Raw genomic sequence first — 17,662 nt, 5'->3', positions numbered from 1 at the left:
GCGGCGGTCCGGGCCGACCTGCGCCGGACTGAGGGCCACCCGCCGGTCCCGGCCTCCCCCCGCCCCCCTTCACCGCCCGCTCCCCGTCTCCCCCCGTCCGCCTCCCCGCGGCCGGGCCTCGCGCCCGGGATCCCCGTCTCCCGGCCGTGCGTCCTCCGGCTCCCTCAGGTGCTCCGGCATCCGCAGGTACGGATTGGTCGCCGGGTTGGGTGGCCGGTACGGCGGGCTCGGCGCGTACGGCCCGGACCGGTCGTCCATCGGCGGTGGATGCCCGGCTCCCTCCACGGACGGCGTCGCCGATGTGCGTCGGCCGTCCGGACGGGGCGCATCGCCCGAGCCGCCGACCGCCGTCCCCGCCGCCGTACCCCGGTCGTCCCGGTACGGCGGATGCCCGGCCCCTGGTTCCAACGCCCCGCGGCCCGCCGCCCCGATCCCCCTGTCACGGAGTGCCAACGGTGCAGCCCGACCGCCCGCCGCCCCGGTCGCGCAGGCCAGCAGTGCGCCGGTGGCGCCCGCCCCCGCGCCCCACGCGGCGCCGAGCAGCGAGGCCGTGCCGAGGTGCCCGTGCAGCGCGATCCCGGCCCCGAACGCGTCGAACCCGAGCACGGACAGGGAGGCGTTCACGGACACGTCCGTCAGCCGGGCGAGCAACGGGAGCGTCACCGCGGTCACGATCCCCAGCCGCAGCGCGCACCGCGCGACGAAGCCGGGGACGCCTGGATCCCGTACCCCGCCGGCAGGCGTCCGCACGCCCACCAACACCCCTGCCGACAGCGTCATCAGAGCCGTGGCCACCCCCAACAGCCACACGCGGATGTCGAGTTCGGCCAGCCGTGCCAGCGTCACCGAGTGCTCGCCCCGGACGCCCAGCAGGTCGTCCAGTGGATCCGGCAGGACGTTCGTCAGAGGACCAGTGGCGCGGCCGTCCCACGGCACGAACAGGCCGATGCCGACGCCGAGCCAGACCCCGTTCGGCGCGCCGAGCAGCGCCGCTCCCGCGATCCGCCCCGGATGGTCGTCGCCGGTCGCCGCGTACGCGGCCGCGGCCAACCCGGCCGCGACGGCCACCAGCAGCACGGTGACGACGGCGGACACGGCGGGCCGTACCACCCGGTGCACGGCCTCCCACCCGCGCGGCAGCGGTGTACGGCGCGAGGCCAGCAGCGCGATCAGCAGGACCCCCGCCGACCAGACCAGCCCACCGAGCAGCGTCGGGCCCGTGTCGACGGTGAAACCGACGGCCGCCCGCGCGTCCACCAGGTCCCCGAGCCGGTCCGGCAACAGCCCGCCGATGTCCCCGAGGTCGCCCAGCCCGGGCACCTCCACACCGCCACCGCCCACACCCCCGCCGGGCAGGTCGTCCAGCCCCAGCGCCCCGCCGTCGATCGTGACGACGTCGTGCCCCGCCCAGGCCAGTCCGCCCAGCATCGCCACGCACAACGCGACCACCGCGCCCGCGCGCGCGAGGAGTTCGGCCGGCGCCACCACAACTCCCGCCGTGCGCAGGGACCGTAGGAAGAACCACGACAACAGCAGCGCCCCGACCAGGCTCACGCCCAGTGGCGTGATCTCGACGGCCGTGCTCGCCTCCGCGCTCGTGAGGCCGAAAGCCGACACGTCGCCCGACGGCGTCACCGAACCACCCGCCCCGAGCGCCACCACCGCAGCCGTCATCGGACCCAACGAGCCCGCAGCGTCCGCCCCCAGCAGACGCAGCCCGAGCGCCGCCGTCCCCGCCATCCCGATCAACGCCCAGCTCACCGCGGTGATCGCGGACAGCAGCACATCCGCCCACGGCACACCCCCGCCGTACTGCGCGCTCCCGACGGGCCCCACACCCGTGCCGGCACTCATGCAGACCCCCCGATCCGCGGCGCGGAGCGGCGAAGATCGCCGCTTCCGTCCCCCTCGCGTGCGTTTACCACTCTCCGGCCCGGTTTCAACCCCGTCAACGGCAACGGCCGATGAGCTGGTGTGCGGTCTTCACAAGGCCCGACTTTCGGTCAGGGGGCCGCGCCTGAAATAGTTCCCGACGATGTTCGACATCCCTAGACTCCCTCTGATGGGGGTAACTCGGGGGACTACTCAGTGGGGCATGGAGTGCCGGAACTCGTACTGGAATTGAACGGACGCACCTGGACGCTCGATCCGTCCAGGGCATACACCCTCGGACGTGATCCGCAGGGCGACATCGTCCTCGACGACGCCAGGGTCTCCTGGCGTCACGCCACGGTCAGCTTCAACGGCCGTGGTTGGGTCCTGGAGGACCACGGCAGCACCAACGGCACGTTCGTGCAGGGTCAGCGGATCCAGCAGGTGGAGATCGGCCCCGGCTCGGCGGTGCACCTCGGCAACGCGAACGACGGACCGCGTCTGAGCCTCTCCGCGGCGGCCGCGGGCGTCGGCGTGCCGCAGGCTCAGCCGCAGCAGCAGCCGTACGCCGCGCAGGGGGCGAATCCGGGCTGGGCCCAGCAGGCGCCGCAGCCGCAGGCCGCGCAGGCCGGCTGGCAGCAGCCGCAGCAGGCCGCCGCGCCCATCCCGCAGCAGCAGGGTTCCGGCGTCGGCGCGGGGGCGCCGCCGGTCTACGGCGACCGCAGCCCGACCACGTTCCACCAGTTCTCCCTCGGCCGCGTCATGCGCATCGGCCGCGCCCTGGAGAACGACCTGGTCGTCTCCGACCTCCAGGTCTCCCGCAACCACGCCGAGTTCCACTCGACGCCCGACGGTCGTATGGAGATCCGCGACCTCGGCTCCCACAACGGCACCTACGTCAACGGTCAGCCGATCGCCAAGGGCGGCTCGCAACTGCTCGGCCCGACCGACGTCGTCGGCGTCGGCCACTCGACGTTCCGGATCGTCGGCGACCGCCTCGAGGAGTTCGTCGACACCGGTGAGGTCTCCTTCTCGGCCCGCCACCTGACCGTCACGGTCGACGGCGGCAAGCAGATCCTGAAGGACGTCTCCTTCGGCGTCCCGGAGAAGTCGCTGATCGCGGTCATCGGCCCGTCCGGCTCCGGCAAGTCCACCCTGCTCAAGGCGCTCACCGGCTACCGGCCCGCCAACCAGGGCGACGTCCTCTACGACAACCGCAACCTCTACAAGCAGTTCGCCGAACTGCGCCAGCGCATCGGTCTGGTCCCGCAGGACGACATCCTGCACAAGGAGCTGACCGTCAAGAAGGCCCTCAAGTACGCGGCCAAGCTCCGCTTCCCCGCCGACACCACGGCGGCCGAGCGCGACGCCCGCATCGACGAGGTGCTGCGCGAACTGAAGCTGGACATCCACAAGGAGAAGAAGGTCACCTCCCTCTCCGGCGGCCAGCGCAAGCGGGTCTCCGTGGCCCTGGAGCTGCTCACCAAGCCGTCGCTGATCTTCCTGGACGAGCCGACCTCCGGTCTCGACCCGGGCATGGACCGCGACGTCATGCAGCTGCTGCGCGGCCTCGCCGACGACGGTCGTACGGTCCTCGTCGTCACCCACTCCGTGGCCGAACTCGCCCTGTGCGACAAGCTGCTGGTGATGGCACCGGGCGGCGCCGTGGCGTACTTCGGCCCGCCGGAGGAGGCGCTCAACTTCTTCGGCTACGACAGCTGGGCCGACGTCTTCTCCGCCTTCGAGAACTACCGCGACTACGACTGGGCGGGCCGCTGGAAGGGCTCGCAGCACTACCAGATGTACGCCGCGGACATCGACGCCATCGCGCCGCAGTCCGTACAGATGCCGCCGATGCAGGCGATGAAGCCGCCCAAGCCGCAGGGCTGGATGTCGCAGTTCGTCACGCTGGTGCGCCGCTACGTCTCGGTGATCGCCTCCGACAAGGGCTTCCTCGCGCTGATGGTGATCCTGCCGGCCGTCCTGGGGGCGGTGAGCCTGCTCATCGACGCGGACCGCGGCCTGCTGCCCAACCAGCCGAACCCGCAGACCGGCCGGATCATCCCCAACGGCACGGCCACCACCGTCCTGCTGATCCTCGCGGTCGGCGCCTGCTTCGCCGGAGCCGCCAACTCGGTCCGTGAGCTGATCAAGGAACGGGTCATCTACGAGCGGGAGCGCGCGACCGGCCTGTCGCGCTCCGCGTACCTGATGTCCAAGGTGTTCGTGCTCGGCATGATCACCGTCCTGCAGGGCCTGCTGGTCGGCGTGATCGGCTTCTCCAGCCGGGAGATCCCGGAGGAGGGGCTGGTCTTCGGCAAGCTCACGCTTCTCGAACTCTCCGTGCCGATCATGGCCCTGGGCTTCACCTCGATGATGTTCGGCCTGATCATCTCCTCGCTGGTGAAGACCGCCGAGAAGACCATGCCGTTGCTGGTCATGTTCGCGATCATCCAGGTGGTGTTCACCGGCTGCCTGTTCGCCCTGAACGGCTCGATCGGCGTCAACCAGTTCTCGTACCTGATGCCGTCGCGCTGGGCGGTCGCCGCCGCGGGCGCCACGCTGGACTTCAACAAGATCAGCCCGCCCGAGGAGGGCGTCGACAGCGACCCGCTGTGGGAGCACACCGTCGGTGCCTGGACCATGGACATGGCCGCGCTGATCGTCCTCGGTGTGATCTGCGGCTTCTTCGTGTCCCGCTTCCTGCGCCGCCACGAGCCCGAGGTCATGCGGAAGTAGGTTCGCGATCCCGACCGGCACGGGCCGGGAAGACGGACGGAGGGCGGCACCCGGTGACGGGTGCCGCCCTCCGCTGCGTCGGGGGCTCAGTACGCGCTGTCGACGTTGTCCATGGAGCCGTAGCGGTCGGCCGCGTAGTTGCAGGCGGCGGTGATGTTGGCGACCGGGTCGTAGATGTTCCAGGACGTGCCGGGCACGTGGTAGGCCTTGAAGGTCGGCGGGATGACCTGGAGCAGGCCCTTCGACGGGACGCCGTTGATGGCGTTGATGTCCCAGTCGTTGATGGCCTTCGGGTTGCCCGAGGACTCCCGCATGATGTTGCGGTGAATGCCCTCGTAGGAGCCCGGGATGCCGTGCTTCTTCATGACGTCGAGCGACTCGCGGATCCAGCCGTCCAGGTTGTCGGGGTAGCTCTTCGCGGCGGCCTTCTTGATCGCGACGCGCTGAGCGGCCCGGCTCGCGGCCGCCTTGGCCTTGCGTTCCGCGGCGGCCTTCTGGGCGGCGGCCTTCTTCGCGGCGGCCGCGGCGGCGGCCTTCTTCTTCGCGGCGGCGGCCGCGGCGGCCGCCTTCTTCTTGGCGGCGGCGTCGGCAGCGGCCTTCGTCCTGGCTGCGGCGTCGGCGGCCTTCGTCTTCGCCTCGATGGCCTCGACCTTCAGGCCGGCGGTGGCCATCCGGCCGGTCACGCTGGGCGTGAGGTCCTTCACCTGCTCGGAGCTGTAGACGACGCGGGAGGAGGCGACGGCATCCGTCGTGGTCGTCTGTGCGTCGGCCGGCACCACGGAGAAGGCGAGGGCGGCACCGAGCGTGGCGACACCGGCGATCGCGATCTTGTGAGTGTTCTTGGGCATGGCGGAAGGACCTCTTCGAATAGCGCGGAGGTCGCTCTCTTTGTCCGTCGGCGGACACGGGTGCTTGTGGCACGAACACCGCGGGCAGAATCCCCGGCGCTGAGCGACGGCAGTAATTCTTAGCGGCCGCAAAATTCGGAGGCAAAGGTGTGACGTACGATCCCGGGTAGTGGATCAGGGAAGGGCAAATCGGGACAGATCAAGCCATCTGTCCCGTTCACGCCGTCCCTTTTCTCTCCTATTGACCCTCGTACGTGATGTGCACCCTATGTGCGGGCTCACATCGGGCGTCGATCGTTCTCACCCGCAGTTGCTGGAGCAAGGCTCTGAGTGAGGGCTGTTCGCCGCGAGGAGGAGGTGTGCGTCCCCGAACTCGTGCCACAGGTAGCGCCCGCGCAGCGCCTCGTCGTAACCCCGGTCGATCGCGGCCCGCCCCGCCACCGCCTCCAGCATCAGCAGATGCGAGGCTTCCGGCCCGTGCAGCCCGGTCAGCAGCCCGTCCACCACCCGCACCCCGCGCTCGGGCGTGACGACGAGGTCCGTCCACCCCTCACGCGCGCGGACCACCCCGTCCGGCCCGGCCGCCGACTCCACGGCCCGCACAGCCGTCGTCCCCACCGCGATCACCCGTCCGCCCACCCGTCCCCCGGCACCCCCCCTCCCGGGAAGCGCCGCCCGCCCTTGCCGTTCCGCCCTGACGGCGTTGATCAACCGGGCCGACGCCTCCGGCACCGTGAACCGCTCCGGATACGGCGCCTCGTGCGCCTCCGCCGAGGCCACCCCGGTGTGCAGGGTGACCGGCGCGAACCGCACCCCCCGGCTCACCAGCTCCGCCACCAGCCGCGCCGTGAAGGGCCGCGCCGCACTCGGCATCTCCGCACTGCCCGACCCGCCGGCCGCCGGCAGCGCGAACACCGTCTGGTACACGGACAACGGCTGGTCCCGCTCCGTATAGGAGTAACGGATGGGCCGCCCGTGCTCCCGCAGCAGCCCCAGCACGGACCCGCCGGACACCCGCGCCCACCACAGCCGCCCACCGCCCCCGCTCAGCGCCTCCTCCCACACGAGCCGCACACCCCCGGCCAGCCGCACCTCCGTCCCCGCGGGCCCTCCCGCACGCGCACGCGTGGTGCCCCTCCCGTCCGGATCGCGCAGCTCGACGGCCCACCGCCCGTCGTCCCCGCGCGTGGAGAAGTGCACCACCACGCGCGCGTGCCCGACCCGCCCGTCCACCGCGGCCGCCAGCGTGGGCGAGGTGTTCACCACCAGCAGGTCACCGGCCCGCAGCAGCTCGGGCAGCTCCCGGAACACGTGATGCGCCACCTCCGTCCCCCGCGACACCAGCAGCCGTACGGAGTCCCGGTCGCGCCCGGGCCCACGCTGCTCGGCCGGAACGCGCGCCGACAACTCCTCCGGTACGCGCAGGGCCGGCGTCATCGCCGTCCCTCCAGCAGCGCCGGCGCCCCGAACCGCCCGCTCGCCGGCCGCTCGTCCAGCAACCGCAGGAACGCCGGCACCACACTGCCCGGCTCCGGCCGCGGACCGACGTCGTCCGGTACGGCCGCCGCGTACAGGTCCGTGGCCATGTCCCCGGGGTCCACCGCCCACACCCGCAGCCCCGGCTCCTCCTCGCCGAGCACCGCCGCGAGCTGGTCGAGGGCCGCCTTCGAGGCCCCGTAACCGCCCCACGTCCCGTACGCCTCGGCCGCCGCGTCCGAGCTGATCGTGATCACCGCGCCCGCCCGCGCCCCGCGCAGCAGCGGCAGCGCCTCCTGGACGAGACCCAGCGCGGCCACGACGTTCACCTCCAGCGCCCGCCGCAGTCCGTCCAGCGGCAGCTCCTCCAGCCGGACCAGCGGCTCGGCGCCCAGCGCGCTCGCGTTGTTCACCAGCAGGTCGCAGCCGCCGAGCCGCCGGGCGGCCACCACCAGCGCGGACCGGTGCGCGGGATCCGTGACGTCCCCCGCGACCGCCTCGACCCGCGTCCCGTGCTCCGCGACCGCGTCCGCCGTCTCCTTCAGCACCTCCGCCGTCCTGGCGTCCAGCACCACATCCCAGCCCCGAGCGGCCAGCGCCTCCGCCAGCGCCCGCCCCAGACCCTTCGACGCCCCCGTGATGATCGCTACCGGCATGACATCCGTCCCCTCGTCCGACCCGCCTCCACCGGGCGGTGACCACAACGTAGGAACCGGACCGCCCGCCCCGCCTCGGACGCGGGGCGGGATCCACCGGGGCCCTTCGTCGTACGCCCCCGTGCCCCGGCCCCTCGCCCTACGCCCCGGCCCCTTGCCCTACGCCCCGGGCCAAGGGTCTGCGGCCCTCCAGGCCGTGTCTCTCGGATCATCCCGGGGCCGCGGGGCCGCGGGGCTCGGCACGCTGCGGGGCTCGGCACGCACATCTGCCGCGTTGCCGTCGGGCGTCCATGCTCCGCATCGACGCCCTCCTCCGACTTGCGGCTGCACGCACCGAGCCCCGCTCACCGGCGTCAGCCGGGCGCCGCGGCCTCGAGTCGGGCTGATCCGAACGCCACGGCCTAGGTCTCGCGGCCCACCCCACCGCCGTCAGAGGTCCGATCCCGCTGTCACGGCCCGCCGGTACCGTGAGGACATGAGTCAAGGCCCCCGGTCCGGCCTCGCCGCGGTGAGTTCCGCGCTGCTGGCCATGAGCAGGCATCTCGAGGTGCGCGACGTCCTCAAGACGATCGTCGCCTCGGCCCGCGAGCTGCTCGACGCGCAGTACGCCGCGCTCGGCGTCCCCGACGACCACGGGGGCTTCGCCCAGTTCGTCGTCGACGGCGTCGGCGAGGAGCAGTGGAAGGCCATCGGCCCGCTGCCCCGCCAGCACGGCATCCTGGCCGCGATGCTCCACGAGGCGAGGCCCGAGCGCCTCGCCGACGTGCGCAAGGACCCGCGCTTCGAGGGCTGGCCCTCCGCCCACCCCGACATGTCCGACTTCCTGGGCGTGCCCATCCGCGACGGCGACGAGGTCATCGGCGCCCTGTTCCTGGCCAACAAGCTGCGCCCCGAGAGGGAAGACCCCCCACACGGCCCGTGCCCGGAACCGGCCGACGGCTGCGGCTTCACCGAGGACGACGAGGAGCTCCTCTCCATCCTCGCCCAGCACGCCGCGATCGCCCTCACCAACGCCCGCCTGTACGAGCGCAGCCGCGAACTGACCATCGCCGAGGAACGCTCCCGGCTGGCCCACGAACTGCACGACGCGGTCAGCCAGAAGCTGTTCTCCCTGCGCCTGACCGCCCAGGCCGCCGCCGCCCTCGTCGACCGCGACCCCTCCCGCGCCAAGGGCGAGCTGCAACAGGTCGCCGCGCTCGCCGCGGAGGCAGCCGACGAACTGCGCGCCGCCGTCGTGGAGCTGCGCCCCGCGGCCCTGGACGAGGACGGCCTCGTCGCCACCCTCCGCACCCAGATACAGGTCCTCGACCGCGCCCACTCCGCGCGCGTGACCTTCACCAGCCACGGTGTGCGCGCCCTGCCCGCCGCCCAGGAGGAGGCCCTGCTGCGCGTCGCCCAGGAGGCACTGCACAACGCGCTGCGCCACTCCGGCGCGGAGCACGTCGACGTGACCCTCCACAAGCGCGGCCCCGACACGGTCCTGCGCATCACGGACGACGGCGACGGCTTCGACCCCACGGCGATCCGCAGGGCCGGCCGTCACCTCGGCCTGGTGTCCATGCGGGACCGGGCGAACGGCGTCGGCGGTGGCCTGAAGGTGGAATCGGCGCCCGGCAAGGGCACCACGATCGAGATGGAGGCCCCCGGTGGCTGACGCAATCAAGGTGCTGCTCGTCGACGACCACCAGGTCGTCCGCCGGGGCCTGCGCACCTTCCTGGAGGTGCAGGACGACATAGAGGTCGTCGGCGAGGCCGCCGACGGCGCAGAAGGAGTCGCCCGCGCCGAGGAGCTGAAACCCGACGTCGTCCTGATGGACGTCAAGATGCCCGGCATGGACGGCGTCGAGGCCCTCCGCAGGCTCGGCGAACTCGACAACCCCGCCCGCATGCTGATCGTCACCAGCTTCACGGAACAGCGCACCGTCGTCCCGGCCCTGCGCGCGGGAGCCGCCGGGTACGTCTACAAGGACGTCGACCCCGACGCGCTGGCCGGCGCCATCCGCTCGGTCCACGCCGGCCACATCCTGCTCCAGCCGGAGGTCGCCGGCGCCCTCCTCTCCCAGGAGGAGGCCAACTCCGGGTCGGGGAGAGGCGGTTCGCTCACCGAGCGGGAGCGCGAGGTGCTGGGCCTGATAGCCGACGGCCGGTCCAACCGGGAGATCGCCCGCGCCCTGGTCCTCTCCGAGAAGACCGTCAAGACCCACGTCTCGAACATCCTGATGAAACTCGACCTCGCCGACCGCACCCAGGCCGCCCTGTGGGCCGTACGCCATGGTGTGGCCGGCTGACAGGCGCTCCGGCGCACGCCCGGGGCGTGCCGCGGCGCCGATCCGGACCGGTTCCCTCCGGTCCGAGATTCATACCGTCGTGGGAATGTCCCCCGGATGGCGCATCCTCCGACGGGCGCCGGCGTTCTCCAGTGCGTGCCGCGGCGACTGCCGCGGCAATCGCCAGGAGGGCCAGGAGGGCTCAGAAGTGAAGAACCTGAAGAAGGCAGCGGCCGTGATGATGGTGGCCGGTGGACTGGTGGCCGCGGGCGCCGGCGCAGCCTCCGCCACCTGCGGCGCGTCGGCCGCCGGCGAGGCCAAGGGCTCGCCGGGCGTCGTCTCGGGCAACGTCATCCAGGCCCCGGTGCACATCCCGGTCAACGCCGTCGGCAACAGCGTCAACGTCATCGGCGCGCTGAACCCGGCCTCCGGCAACACGGGCCTCAACCACTGAGGTCCCCCGACCACTGACGTCCCTTCCGGACCTCCCAGTGCCCGCCGGCCTCCCCCGGCCCCATTCCGGGGGAGGCCGGCGGGCAGCCCGTCCACCCGCGGGCAGTCGTGACGCCCGGGGCGGCACGGGTGGGCGTGGCGGCACCCCGTCATCGCCGGGCTGCGCCCCCCACCCCCCGGCACCAACCCCCAGCCACCACTCAACCGACGCTAACGTCACCCACCCCCACTGCCCCGCTCCCCACCGCCCCCCGCTCCTCACCGCACCCCCCGCTCCAGTTCCTCCACATACGCGTTGTACGCGGCAACCTGCGCCCGCCGAGCCGTCCGCTCCACCGGCCGCAACGCCTCCCCCCGAGCCCCCATCTCCGACGCACTCACCGCACCCCCAGGCCCCTTCTCCAAGGCCAGGGAGATCAACAACCCCACCCGCTGCGCCAACTCCAGCACCCGCACCGCCCGCGGCGGATACCCCGGAGCCAACACCTCCCGCCCCCGCTCCGCCCGAGCCCGGTACGCGTCGATCGCCGCCTCCGCCACCGGCCCCGACGCCGCCACGTCCAGCCGGGACAACACCGCCGTTGCCTCCCGCAACGCCTCCGCCAGCTCCCGCTCCGCCTCACCCAGCGACGGCACATCCGCCGGCGGAGCCTCCCGCACCGGGAGGCAGTGCCACACCACCTCGACGTGCACATCACCCTCCGGCCCGGCCTCGTACACCTCCGGCACCAGCCCCAGGGCCGCCCCGTGGCACACCACCGCCTGCTCCGCCTCGAGCGCCCGCGCGTTGAACTCCGGCGGCCCGCTCAACCCCAGCGGATGCCCGGGCGCCGGCAGCGCCACCCGCAGCCCCTTCACCCCCAGCGCCCGCAGCCGCCCCAACGCGAGAGTGAGCCCGACGGGCGCGGTCTCGCCCGGCAGCCCCTCCACCCGGTGCACGGCGTCCTCACCGACGACGGCGAGCACGGCGTCGTCCGGCGAGACGAATCCGGCCAACAGAGCATTTCCCCAAGCGGCAAGGCGACCAGAGCGCGGTTCCGAGAGCATGCCCCCCAGCCTAAGGAGCGGACCGATGGAACGGCTCACCCGACCGGTGGCGTAGATTTTCCTGAAGGGCCGCGCCCACCCGCGCGCGGCGGTCCGAGCCACAGGCGTACGCGACGACCGAGTCCGGCCACACTGCAAGGGGAGACAACGCGCTCATGAGCGATGTTCTGGAGCTTCAGGACGTATCCGTGGTCCGTGAGGGCCGGGCTCTGGTGGACCAGGTCTCCTGGTCGGTCAAGGAGGGCGAGCGCTGGGTCATCCTCGGCCCCAACGGAGCCGGCAAGACGACCCTGCTGAACGTCGCGTCCAGCTACCTCTACCCCAGCAAGGGCACCGCCACCATCCTCGGCGAGACCCTCGGCACACCCGGCACCGACGTCTTCGAGCTGCGCCCGCGCATCGGCATGGCCGGCATCGCCATGGCCGACAAGCTCCCCAAGCGCCAGACCGTCCTGCAGACCGTCCTGACCGCCGCGTACGGCATGACGGCCGGCTGGCAGGAGGAGTACGAGGACGTCGACGAGCAGCGCGCCCGCGCCTTCCTCGACCGCCTCGGCATGAGCGACTACCTCGACCGCAGGTTCGGCACCCTCTCCGAGGGCGAGCGCAAGCGCACCCTCATCGCCCGCGCCCTGATGACCGACCCCGAACTGCTGCTCCTCGACGAGCCCGCCGCCGGCCTGGACCTCGGCGGCCGCGAGGACCTCGTACGCCGCCTCGGCCGCCTCGCCCGCGACCCCATCGCCCCGTCGATGATCATGGTGACGCACCACGTCGAGGAGATCGCCCCCGGCTTCACCCACGTCCTCATGATCCGCCAGGGCAAGGTCCTCGCCGCCGGCCCGGTCGAGCTGGAGCTCACCTCCCGCAACCTCTCCCACTGCTTCGGCCTGCCCCTCGTCGTGGAACAGGTCGGCGACCGCTGGACCGCCCAGGGCCTGCCACTGTCCTGACGGCCTTCCTGGCCCCTCCGTCCCCAAGACCTTTCCCAACGGCCTTCCCAACCGCCCCCGTTCGCGCCCTGTCGGCGGCAGGACCCACGGACCTACCATGAACGCGTGAACGACATCGACGCGTGGGTGTGGTGGCTCGTCGGCGCGGCAGCGCTCGGAATCCCGCTCGTGGTGACCGCGATGCCGGAGTTCGGCATGTTCGCGGCCGGCGCCGTCGCGGCCGCGGTCGCCGCGGGCTTCGGCCTCGGCGTCGTGGCCCAAGTGCTCGTCTTCGTCGCGGTCTCGGTCGCCCTCATCGCCGTGGTACGGCCCATCGCGGCCCGGCACGGCGCGCAGCGACCCCGACTCGCCACCGGAGTCGACGCGTTGAAGGGCAAACAGGCTGTCGTACTGGAGCGCGTCGACGGTTCCGGAGGGCGCATCAAGCTCGCCGGCGAGGTCTGGTCGGCGCGCGCCCTCGACACCGCCCGCACCTACGACGTGGGTCAGGAAGTGGACGTGGTGGACATCGAGGGGGCCACGGCGATCGTCATCTGACCTTGCACAACTCCCGCACGAGGCAAGTGAACCGAACACACCACGAGCCACACGACGGTCTGTCAGACTCGACCAGCAAGATCTTCAACAAGTCTAAGATCTTCCGAAAGCGCCGAGGCGGAGAAGGGTACGGGGAGCACGATGGAACCGGTCATCATCGTCTTGATCATCCTGGTGGTGTTGGTCTTCATCGCCCTGATCAAGACGATCCAGGTCATCCCGCAGGCTAGCGCCGCCATCGTGGAGCGGTTCGGCCGCTACACACGCACGCTCAACGCGGGCCTCAACATCGTCGTCCCGTTCATCGACACCATCCGCAACCGCATCGACCTGCGCGAACAGGTCGTGCCGTTCCCGCCGCAGCCGGTGATCACCCAGGACAACCTGGTCGTCAACATCGACACCGTCATCTACTACCAGGTGACCGACGCCCGCGCCGCCACGTACGAGGTCGCCAGCTACATCCAGGCGATCGAGCAGCTCACCGTCACCACGCTGCGCAACATCATCGGCGGCATGGACCTGGAGCGCACCCTGACCTCCCGCGAGGAGATCAACGCGGCCCTGCGCGGCGTCCTCGACGAGGCCACCGGCAAGTGGGGCATCCGCGTCAACCGCGTCGAGCTCAAGGCGATCGAGCCGCCGACCTCCATCCAGGACTCGATGGAGAAGCAGATGCGCGCCGACCGTGACAAGCGCGCCGCGATCCTCACCGCGGAAGGAACGCGTCAGGCCGCCATCCTCACCGCCGAGGGTGAGAAGCAGTCCGCGATCCTCAAGGCCGAGGGTGAGGCCAAGGCCGCCGCGCTGCGCGCCGAGGGCGAGGCCCAGGCGGTCCGTACGGTCTTCGAGGCGATCCACGCCGGCGACCCGGACCAGAAGCTTCTCTCCTACCAGTACCTCCAGATGCTCCCGAAGATCGCCGAGGGCGACGCCAACAAGCTGTGGATCGTCCCCAGCGAAATCGGCGACGCCCTCAAGGGACTCTCCGGCGCCATGGGCAACTTCGGTTCCCTGGGCGGCGGTTCGAACAGCGGAGGCAACTCCGGCAACGGCAACGGCACGGAACGCCGGGAGAGGCCGTCGATCGACTGACGGCCGCCGGAAACCGGAAGCGAACAGCCCCGCCAACCCCCAAAGGGCGCGGGGCTGTTGTTCTACTCGGCTGCACGACGTGGACGCGACCAGCCACGAACACCCCGCAGACCGCGGACATCAGCAGCCCTACGGTCTAAGCGGCATCCAGCGTCAACCACTCCGGCAGCGCAGCCAGGTCCTCCTGGGCCAGCGCCAGCAACATCGCGTCCTGCGGGGTCGGTTCGAAAGGCTGCCGCAGCAGAGGCATCCCCGCCTGCTCCGGAGTCCGGTCGGCTTTACGGTGGTTGTCCTCCGCGCACGAGGCGACCGTGTTCAACCACGAGTCCCGCCCACCCTGCGCCCGTGGCACCACGTGGTCCACGGTCGTCGCCCGCCGCCCGCAGTACGCGCACCGGTGCCGGTCCCTGACCAGCACACCCCGCCTCGACCACGGTGCTTGTCTTCGGAACGGAACCCGAACGTACCTGCACAGCCTGATCACCCGGGGCACCGGTATGTCGACGGCGGCTCCGCGCATCCGCAGTTCGGGGTGGGCCTGCTCGACGACGGCCTTGTCCTGAAGCACCAGAACGACGGCTCGGTTCAACGTCACCGTCGACAGCGGCTCGAAGCTCGCGTTCAGTACCAGCGTGTCCCGCATACCAGCCCACCTCCCGTGTGCACCGGCCCACCCCATGGCGGGCTGGGATCAACTCTGGCCGGGCACGCCGAGATGGACAACGCAATATCTGCTGCTCCCACGGGGGGTTACCCCCGCGACCCCCGGCAACAAAAATGCCCGCCCCTGATCACTTCCAAGACCAGGAGCGGGCAAACGTTGAATGAACGATGAGCTTACTCGGCCCGCCGCGTCAGCTCTGCGCGGGGTTCTCGTACTCACCGATCAGCTGGGCCCGCGCGATCGTGTGGAACCGCAAATTGAACCCGATGGCAGCCGGCGAGGCGTCGGAATCCGGGCCGAGCTTCTCCTGGTCCACCGCGTACACCGTGAAGACATAACGGTGCGGCCCGTCCCCGGGCGGCGGCGCGGCCCCGCCGAACTCCTTCGTGCCGTAGTCGTTGCGTGCGTGAACGGCGCCCTTCGGCAGCCCCTCGAACCTGCCGCTGCCCGCACCCACCGGAAGCTCGGTCACCGAGGCCGGGATGTCGAAGAGCACCCAGTGCCAGAACCCGCTGCCGGTCGGCGCGTCCGGGTCGTAGCAGGTCACCGCGAAGCTCTTGGTCTCCGGCGGGAAACCCTCCCACCGCAGCTGCGGCGAGGTGTTCCCCTCGGAGTGGACCTGGGCGCTCTTGAGCGTCGCGCCCTCCTGCACGTCCTCGCTCGTGACCGTGAACGACGGCACCGGCGGATGGAAATCGTGGGGGAGCGGCCGCCTCTTCAGCTCGGTCACCTCGATACCTCCTGATCGATCGGAAACGAATTCCACCTGCGAGCCTACGGCTTTCACACCGTCACCCACCGTCTCGCCGGGCCTGAGCGGCCAGGAGTGTCACCCCCGGCACGCCGAGCCGGCCACCGCACGGTGCTGCTCGAGGCCGCACGGCCGACGTCGCAGCCGTGGCGACCCGAACCCGGATCGCTCGGGTGGCGGCGCGGGCCCGCTCAAGGAGCGAGCCGACAGCGAATCGATGAGGCCGGACCCTCGGCAACACACCGAACAACCGCCGACCCATTGGCGCAGTCCCCGGCTGCACCCTCCAGCCCCTCCTGTCACGCCATAAGGACAAGGCCCGGAGCACCACACGGCGCTCCGGGCCTTCCCTGCCTTCACACCCTCGTACCTAGAACCAGTTCCGCTTGCTGCCGACCTCGGACAGCCACTGGTTGAGGTACGCCGCCCAGTCGGTCCCCTGGTAGTCGTGCAGCCCCACCTGGAACGACCGGAAGGTGTCACTGCCCTCGCTGAACAGCCCCGGCTTCTTGTCCATCTCCAGCACGACGTCCATCGCCTGCGCGTCGGCCACGAAGCTCAGCTCGACCTGGTTCAGCCCCCGGTACTGCGCCGGCGGGAAGAACTCGATCTCCTGGTAGAACGGCAGCTTCTGCCGCGTACCCCGGATGTGACCGCGCTCCAGGTCCGCGTTCTTGAAACGGAAGCCCAGCTGGAGGAAGGCGTCAAGGATCGCCTTCTGCGCCGGCAGCGGGTGCACGTTCACCGGGTCCAGGTCACCGGAGTCCACGGCCCGCGCGATCTCCAGCTCGGTGGTCACACCGATGTTCATACCGCGCAGCGCCTGCCCGTCGATCATCGTGATCGGCGTCTCCCACGGGATCTCCAGACCGAACGGCACGGCGTGCACCGCGTTCGCCTGCAGCTCGAAGGCCCCGCCGAGACGCTGCTTGGTGAACTCGATGTCCTGCTTGTACTCCTGGTCGCCGTTCTCGATCTCGACCTTGGCCTGAAGCCCGACCGACAGTGCCTCGATCTGCTGGTTGACGGACCCGCCCTGGATCCGCACCTCACCCTGCACGACGCCGCCCGGGACGACGTTGACCTCCGTCAGCACCGTCTCGACCGAAGCCCCACCGGCCCCGAGACTCGCGAGCAGCTTCTTGAACGCCATGACTCTCCCTCTACGACCTCTACGACGGGTTCCTTGATCCCTACAAACGCGATCCGGTCGTGGCCGGTTCCGACTCACACCCTGGCAACCCGAGTGCCCGCCGACCACCCCGACGCACCCACCCATCTGCACTACGCTCGGAGGGCATGATCGCGACCCCCGACCGTACGCCCCTTCCCCGGTCCTTCTTCGACCGCCCCGTCCTGGAAGTGGCCCCCGACCTCCTCGGCCGCCTCCTCGTCCGCACCACCCCGGACGGTCCGATCACCCTCCGCCTCACAGAGGTCGAGGCCTACGACGGCCCGAACGACCCGGGTTCCCACGCCTTTCGAGGCCGCACCGCCCGCAACAGCGTGATGTTCGGTCCTCCCGGACACGTGTACGTCTACTTCACCTACGGCATGTGGCACTGCATGAACCTCGTCTGCGGTCCCGACGGCAGGGCGAGCGCCGTCCTCCTGCGCGCCGGCGAGATCGTCGAGGGCGCCGAACTCGCACGCACCCGTCGACTCTCGGCCCGCGATGACAAGGAACTGGCCAAAGGCCCCGCCCGTCTGGCCACGGCCCTGGACGTGGACCGAGCCCTCGACGGCACGGACGCCTGCACCCCCGGAGACACCCCCCTCCGCATCCTCGCGGGCACCCCCGTACCGCCCGACCAGGTACGCAACGGCCCCCGCACGGGAGTCTCCGGCGACGGCGCCGTGCATCCCTGGCGCTACTGGATCGCCAACGACCCGACGGTGAGCCCTTATCGGGCCCATGTGCCGAGGCGCCGCCGAAGTTGACTCGCCCAGGGCAGGGGCGTAACGTGGCCCGAGCCGCTTGAACCGGGTACGGCGATCGCCTGCAGCCGGAAGCGGCCAACCCACTACCTACGACGCCCCTCAGCGGGGTCGAATTCGGTATGCCCGCATGCCCGAATTCGAACTCGGCGGAGCTCGATTATGAGCTGGCGAGGGAATCGGCTAACGTAGTGAATGTCGAAAGGCCGACGAGCGAAAGCCGGAAGCCCCAGACAAAGCCCGCCGACAGGGAATCGGATCGAGAAAAGATCTGATAGAGTCGGAAACGCAAGACCGAAGGGAAGCGCCCGGAGGAAAGCCGCGAGAGAGTCTCTCGGGTGAGTACAAAGGAAGCGTCCGTTCCTT

General features: G+C 71.1%; 16 protein-coding genes. 8 read left to right on the top strand and 8 right to left on the bottom strand.

What is annotated here, in order from left to right:
* Positions 1 to 69: 69 nt before the first annotated feature.
* The gene (locus ACF1A1_RS00080) at positions 70 to 1,854 is read right to left on the bottom strand and encodes a streptophobe family protein (RefSeq protein ID WP_391643730.1); all 1,785 of its coding nucleotides are present in this window, start codon (positions 1,852 to 1,854) and stop codon (positions 70 to 72) included.
* A 246-nt stretch (positions 1,855 to 2,100) separates the two neighbouring features.
* On the opposite strand from ACF1A1_RS00080, the gene ACF1A1_RS00075 reads away from it, so the two are divergent.
* A complete protein-coding gene (locus ACF1A1_RS00075) occupies positions 2,101 to 4,611 on the top strand; it encodes an FHA domain-containing protein (RefSeq protein WP_391643728.1) in 2,511 nt (836 codons plus the stop codon).
* 86 nt (positions 4,612 to 4,697) lie between these two features.
* Here ACF1A1_RS00075 and ACF1A1_RS00070 read toward each other — a convergent pair whose 3' ends face one another.
* The 3 genes from ACF1A1_RS00070 to ACF1A1_RS00060 all read right to left on the bottom strand — a co-directional run bounded on the left by ACF1A1_RS00070 (position 4,698) and on the right by ACF1A1_RS00060 (position 7,591).
* Positions 4,698 to 5,459 carry a transglycosylase SLT domain-containing protein gene (locus tag ACF1A1_RS00070; protein ID WP_391643726.1) on the bottom strand — a complete coding sequence of 254 codons (762 nt, stop codon included), beginning with the start codon at positions 5,457 to 5,459 and terminating at the stop codon, positions 4,698 to 4,700.
* 300 nt (positions 5,460 to 5,759) lie between these two features.
* Positions 5,760 to 6,896: an S-adenosylmethionine:tRNA ribosyltransferase-isomerase gene (locus ACF1A1_RS00065; RefSeq protein WP_391643724.1), complete on the bottom strand. Its 1,137-nt coding sequence runs from the start codon at positions 6,894 to 6,896 to the stop codon at positions 5,760 to 5,762.
* A complete protein-coding gene (locus ACF1A1_RS00060; RefSeq protein ID WP_391643723.1) occupies positions 6,893 to 7,591 on the bottom strand; it encodes an SDR family NAD(P)-dependent oxidoreductase in 699 nt (232 codons plus the stop codon). The genes ACF1A1_RS00065 and ACF1A1_RS00060 overlap by 4 nt, the downstream gene beginning before the upstream one ends.
* A gap of 475 nt (positions 7,592 to 8,066) precedes the next feature.
* Here ACF1A1_RS00060 and ACF1A1_RS00055 point away from each other — a divergent pair, with 475 nt between their 5' ends.
* From ACF1A1_RS00055 to ACF1A1_RS00045, 3 genes are all read left to right on the top strand, one after another.
* Positions 8,067 to 9,245 (top strand): GAF domain-containing sensor histidine kinase, encoded by a 1,179-nt coding sequence (locus tag ACF1A1_RS00055; RefSeq protein ID WP_391643721.1) that lies wholly within the window; start codon positions 8,067 to 8,069, stop codon positions 9,243 to 9,245.
* Positions 9,238 to 9,879, top strand: a complete 642-nt coding sequence (locus ACF1A1_RS00050) for a response regulator (RefSeq protein WP_391643719.1) — start codon at positions 9,238 to 9,240, stop codon at positions 9,877 to 9,879. The genes ACF1A1_RS00055 and ACF1A1_RS00050 overlap by 8 nt, the downstream gene beginning before the upstream one ends.
* A 187-nt stretch (positions 9,880 to 10,066) precedes the next feature.
* Positions 10,067 to 10,312, top strand: coding sequence for a chaplin (locus ACF1A1_RS00045; RefSeq protein WP_391643717.1), 246 nt, complete (start codon positions 10,067 to 10,069; stop codon positions 10,310 to 10,312).
* Between the two features lie 257 nt (positions 10,313 to 10,569).
* Here ACF1A1_RS00045 and ACF1A1_RS00040 read toward each other — a convergent pair whose 3' ends face one another.
* Positions 10,570 to 11,358: a hypothetical protein gene (locus ACF1A1_RS00040; RefSeq protein WP_391643715.1), complete on the bottom strand. Its 789-nt coding sequence runs from the start codon at positions 11,356 to 11,358 to the stop codon at positions 10,570 to 10,572.
* A 155-nt stretch (positions 11,359 to 11,513) separates the two neighbouring features.
* Between ACF1A1_RS00040 and ACF1A1_RS00035 the strand changes: the two genes are divergently transcribed.
* From ACF1A1_RS00035 to ACF1A1_RS00025, 3 genes are all read left to right on the top strand, one after another.
* On the top strand, positions 11,514 to 12,311 hold the full coding sequence (locus ACF1A1_RS00035) for an ABC transporter ATP-binding protein (RefSeq protein WP_391643713.1): 798 nt from the start codon (positions 11,514 to 11,516) through the stop codon (positions 12,309 to 12,311).
* 105 nt (positions 12,312 to 12,416) lie between these two features.
* Positions 12,417 to 12,848, top strand: coding sequence for an NfeD family protein (locus ACF1A1_RS00030; protein WP_391643711.1), 432 nt, complete (start codon positions 12,417 to 12,419; stop codon positions 12,846 to 12,848).
* A 141-nt stretch (positions 12,849 to 12,989) separates the two neighbouring features.
* Positions 12,990 to 13,943, top strand: coding sequence for an SPFH domain-containing protein (locus ACF1A1_RS00025; protein ID WP_391643709.1), 954 nt, complete (start codon positions 12,990 to 12,992; stop codon positions 13,941 to 13,943).
* Positions 13,944 to 14,079: 136 nt separating this feature from the next.
* On the opposite strand, the gene ACF1A1_RS00020 is transcribed toward ACF1A1_RS00025, so the two are convergent.
* From ACF1A1_RS00020 to ACF1A1_RS00010, 3 genes are all read right to left on the bottom strand, one after another.
* Positions 14,080 to 14,586: an HNH endonuclease gene (locus ACF1A1_RS00020; protein ID WP_391643707.1), complete on the bottom strand. Its 507-nt coding sequence runs from the start codon at positions 14,584 to 14,586 to the stop codon at positions 14,080 to 14,082.
* A 211-nt stretch (positions 14,587 to 14,797) separates the two neighbouring features.
* Positions 14,798 to 15,337, bottom strand: coding sequence for a YbhB/YbcL family Raf kinase inhibitor-like protein (locus ACF1A1_RS00015; RefSeq protein ID WP_391643705.1), 540 nt, complete (start codon positions 15,335 to 15,337; stop codon positions 14,798 to 14,800).
* A gap of 391 nt (positions 15,338 to 15,728) precedes the next feature.
* The gene (locus ACF1A1_RS00010) at positions 15,729 to 16,511 is read right to left on the bottom strand and encodes a sporulation protein (RefSeq protein WP_391643703.1); all 783 of its coding nucleotides are present in this window, start codon (positions 16,509 to 16,511) and stop codon (positions 15,729 to 15,731) included.
* Positions 16,512 to 16,657: 146 nt separating this feature from the next.
* On the opposite strand from ACF1A1_RS00010, the gene ACF1A1_RS00005 reads away from it, so the two are divergent.
* Positions 16,658 to 17,299 (top strand): DNA-3-methyladenine glycosylase, encoded by a 642-nt coding sequence (locus tag ACF1A1_RS00005; RefSeq protein WP_391643701.1) that lies wholly within the window; start codon positions 16,658 to 16,660, stop codon positions 17,297 to 17,299.
* The last annotated feature ends 363 nt before the right edge of the window (positions 17,300 to 17,662 follow it).

It is taken from the genome of Streptomyces sp. NPDC014995, assembly GCF_043080745.1.
In the GTDB taxonomy this organism is placed as follows: domain Bacteria; phylum Actinomycetota; class Actinomycetes; order Streptomycetales; family Streptomycetaceae; genus Streptomyces.
The sequence above is the reverse complement of the archived record's forward strand: the minus strand, read 5'-3'. Positions and strand labels throughout refer to the sequence as shown.

Excerpts from the sequence above, each read along its gene's own strand:
- ACF1A1_RS00040 (WP_391643715.1), bottom strand. The coding sequence starts at position 11,358 with ATGCTCTCGGAACCGCGCTCTGGTCGCCTTGCCGCTTGGGGAAATGCT.
- ACF1A1_RS00080 (WP_391643730.1), bottom strand. The coding sequence starts at position 1,854 with ATGAGTGCCGGCACGGGTGTGGGGCCCGTCGGGAGCGCGCAGTACGGC.
- ACF1A1_RS00055 (WP_391643721.1), top strand. The coding sequence starts at position 8,067 with ATGAGTCAAGGCCCCCGGTCCGGCCTCGCCGCGGTGAGTTCCGCGCTG.
- ACF1A1_RS00035 (WP_391643713.1), top strand. The coding sequence starts at position 11,514 with ATGAGCGATGTTCTGGAGCTTCAGGACGTATCCGTGGTCCGTGAGGGC.
- ACF1A1_RS00070 (WP_391643726.1), bottom strand. The coding sequence starts at position 5,459 with ATGCCCAAGAACACTCACAAGATCGCGATCGCCGGTGTCGCCACGCTC.
- ACF1A1_RS00020 (WP_391643707.1), bottom strand. The coding sequence starts at position 14,586 with ATGCGGGACACGCTGGTACTGAACGCGAGCTTCGAGCCGCTGTCGACG.
- ACF1A1_RS00025 (WP_391643709.1), top strand. The coding sequence starts at position 12,990 with ATGGAACCGGTCATCATCGTCTTGATCATCCTGGTGGTGTTGGTCTTC.
- ACF1A1_RS00065 (WP_391643724.1), bottom strand. The coding sequence starts at position 6,896 with ATGACGCCGGCCCTGCGCGTACCGGAGGAGTTGTCGGCGCGCGTTCCG.
- ACF1A1_RS00010 (WP_391643703.1), bottom strand. The coding sequence starts at position 16,511 with ATGGCGTTCAAGAAGCTGCTCGCGAGTCTCGGGGCCGGTGGGGCTTCG.
- ACF1A1_RS00005 (WP_391643701.1), top strand. The coding sequence starts at position 16,658 with ATGATCGCGACCCCCGACCGTACGCCCCTTCCCCGGTCCTTCTTCGAC.
- ACF1A1_RS00060 (WP_391643723.1), bottom strand. The coding sequence starts at position 7,591 with ATGCCGGTAGCGATCATCACGGGGGCGTCGAAGGGTCTGGGGCGGGCG.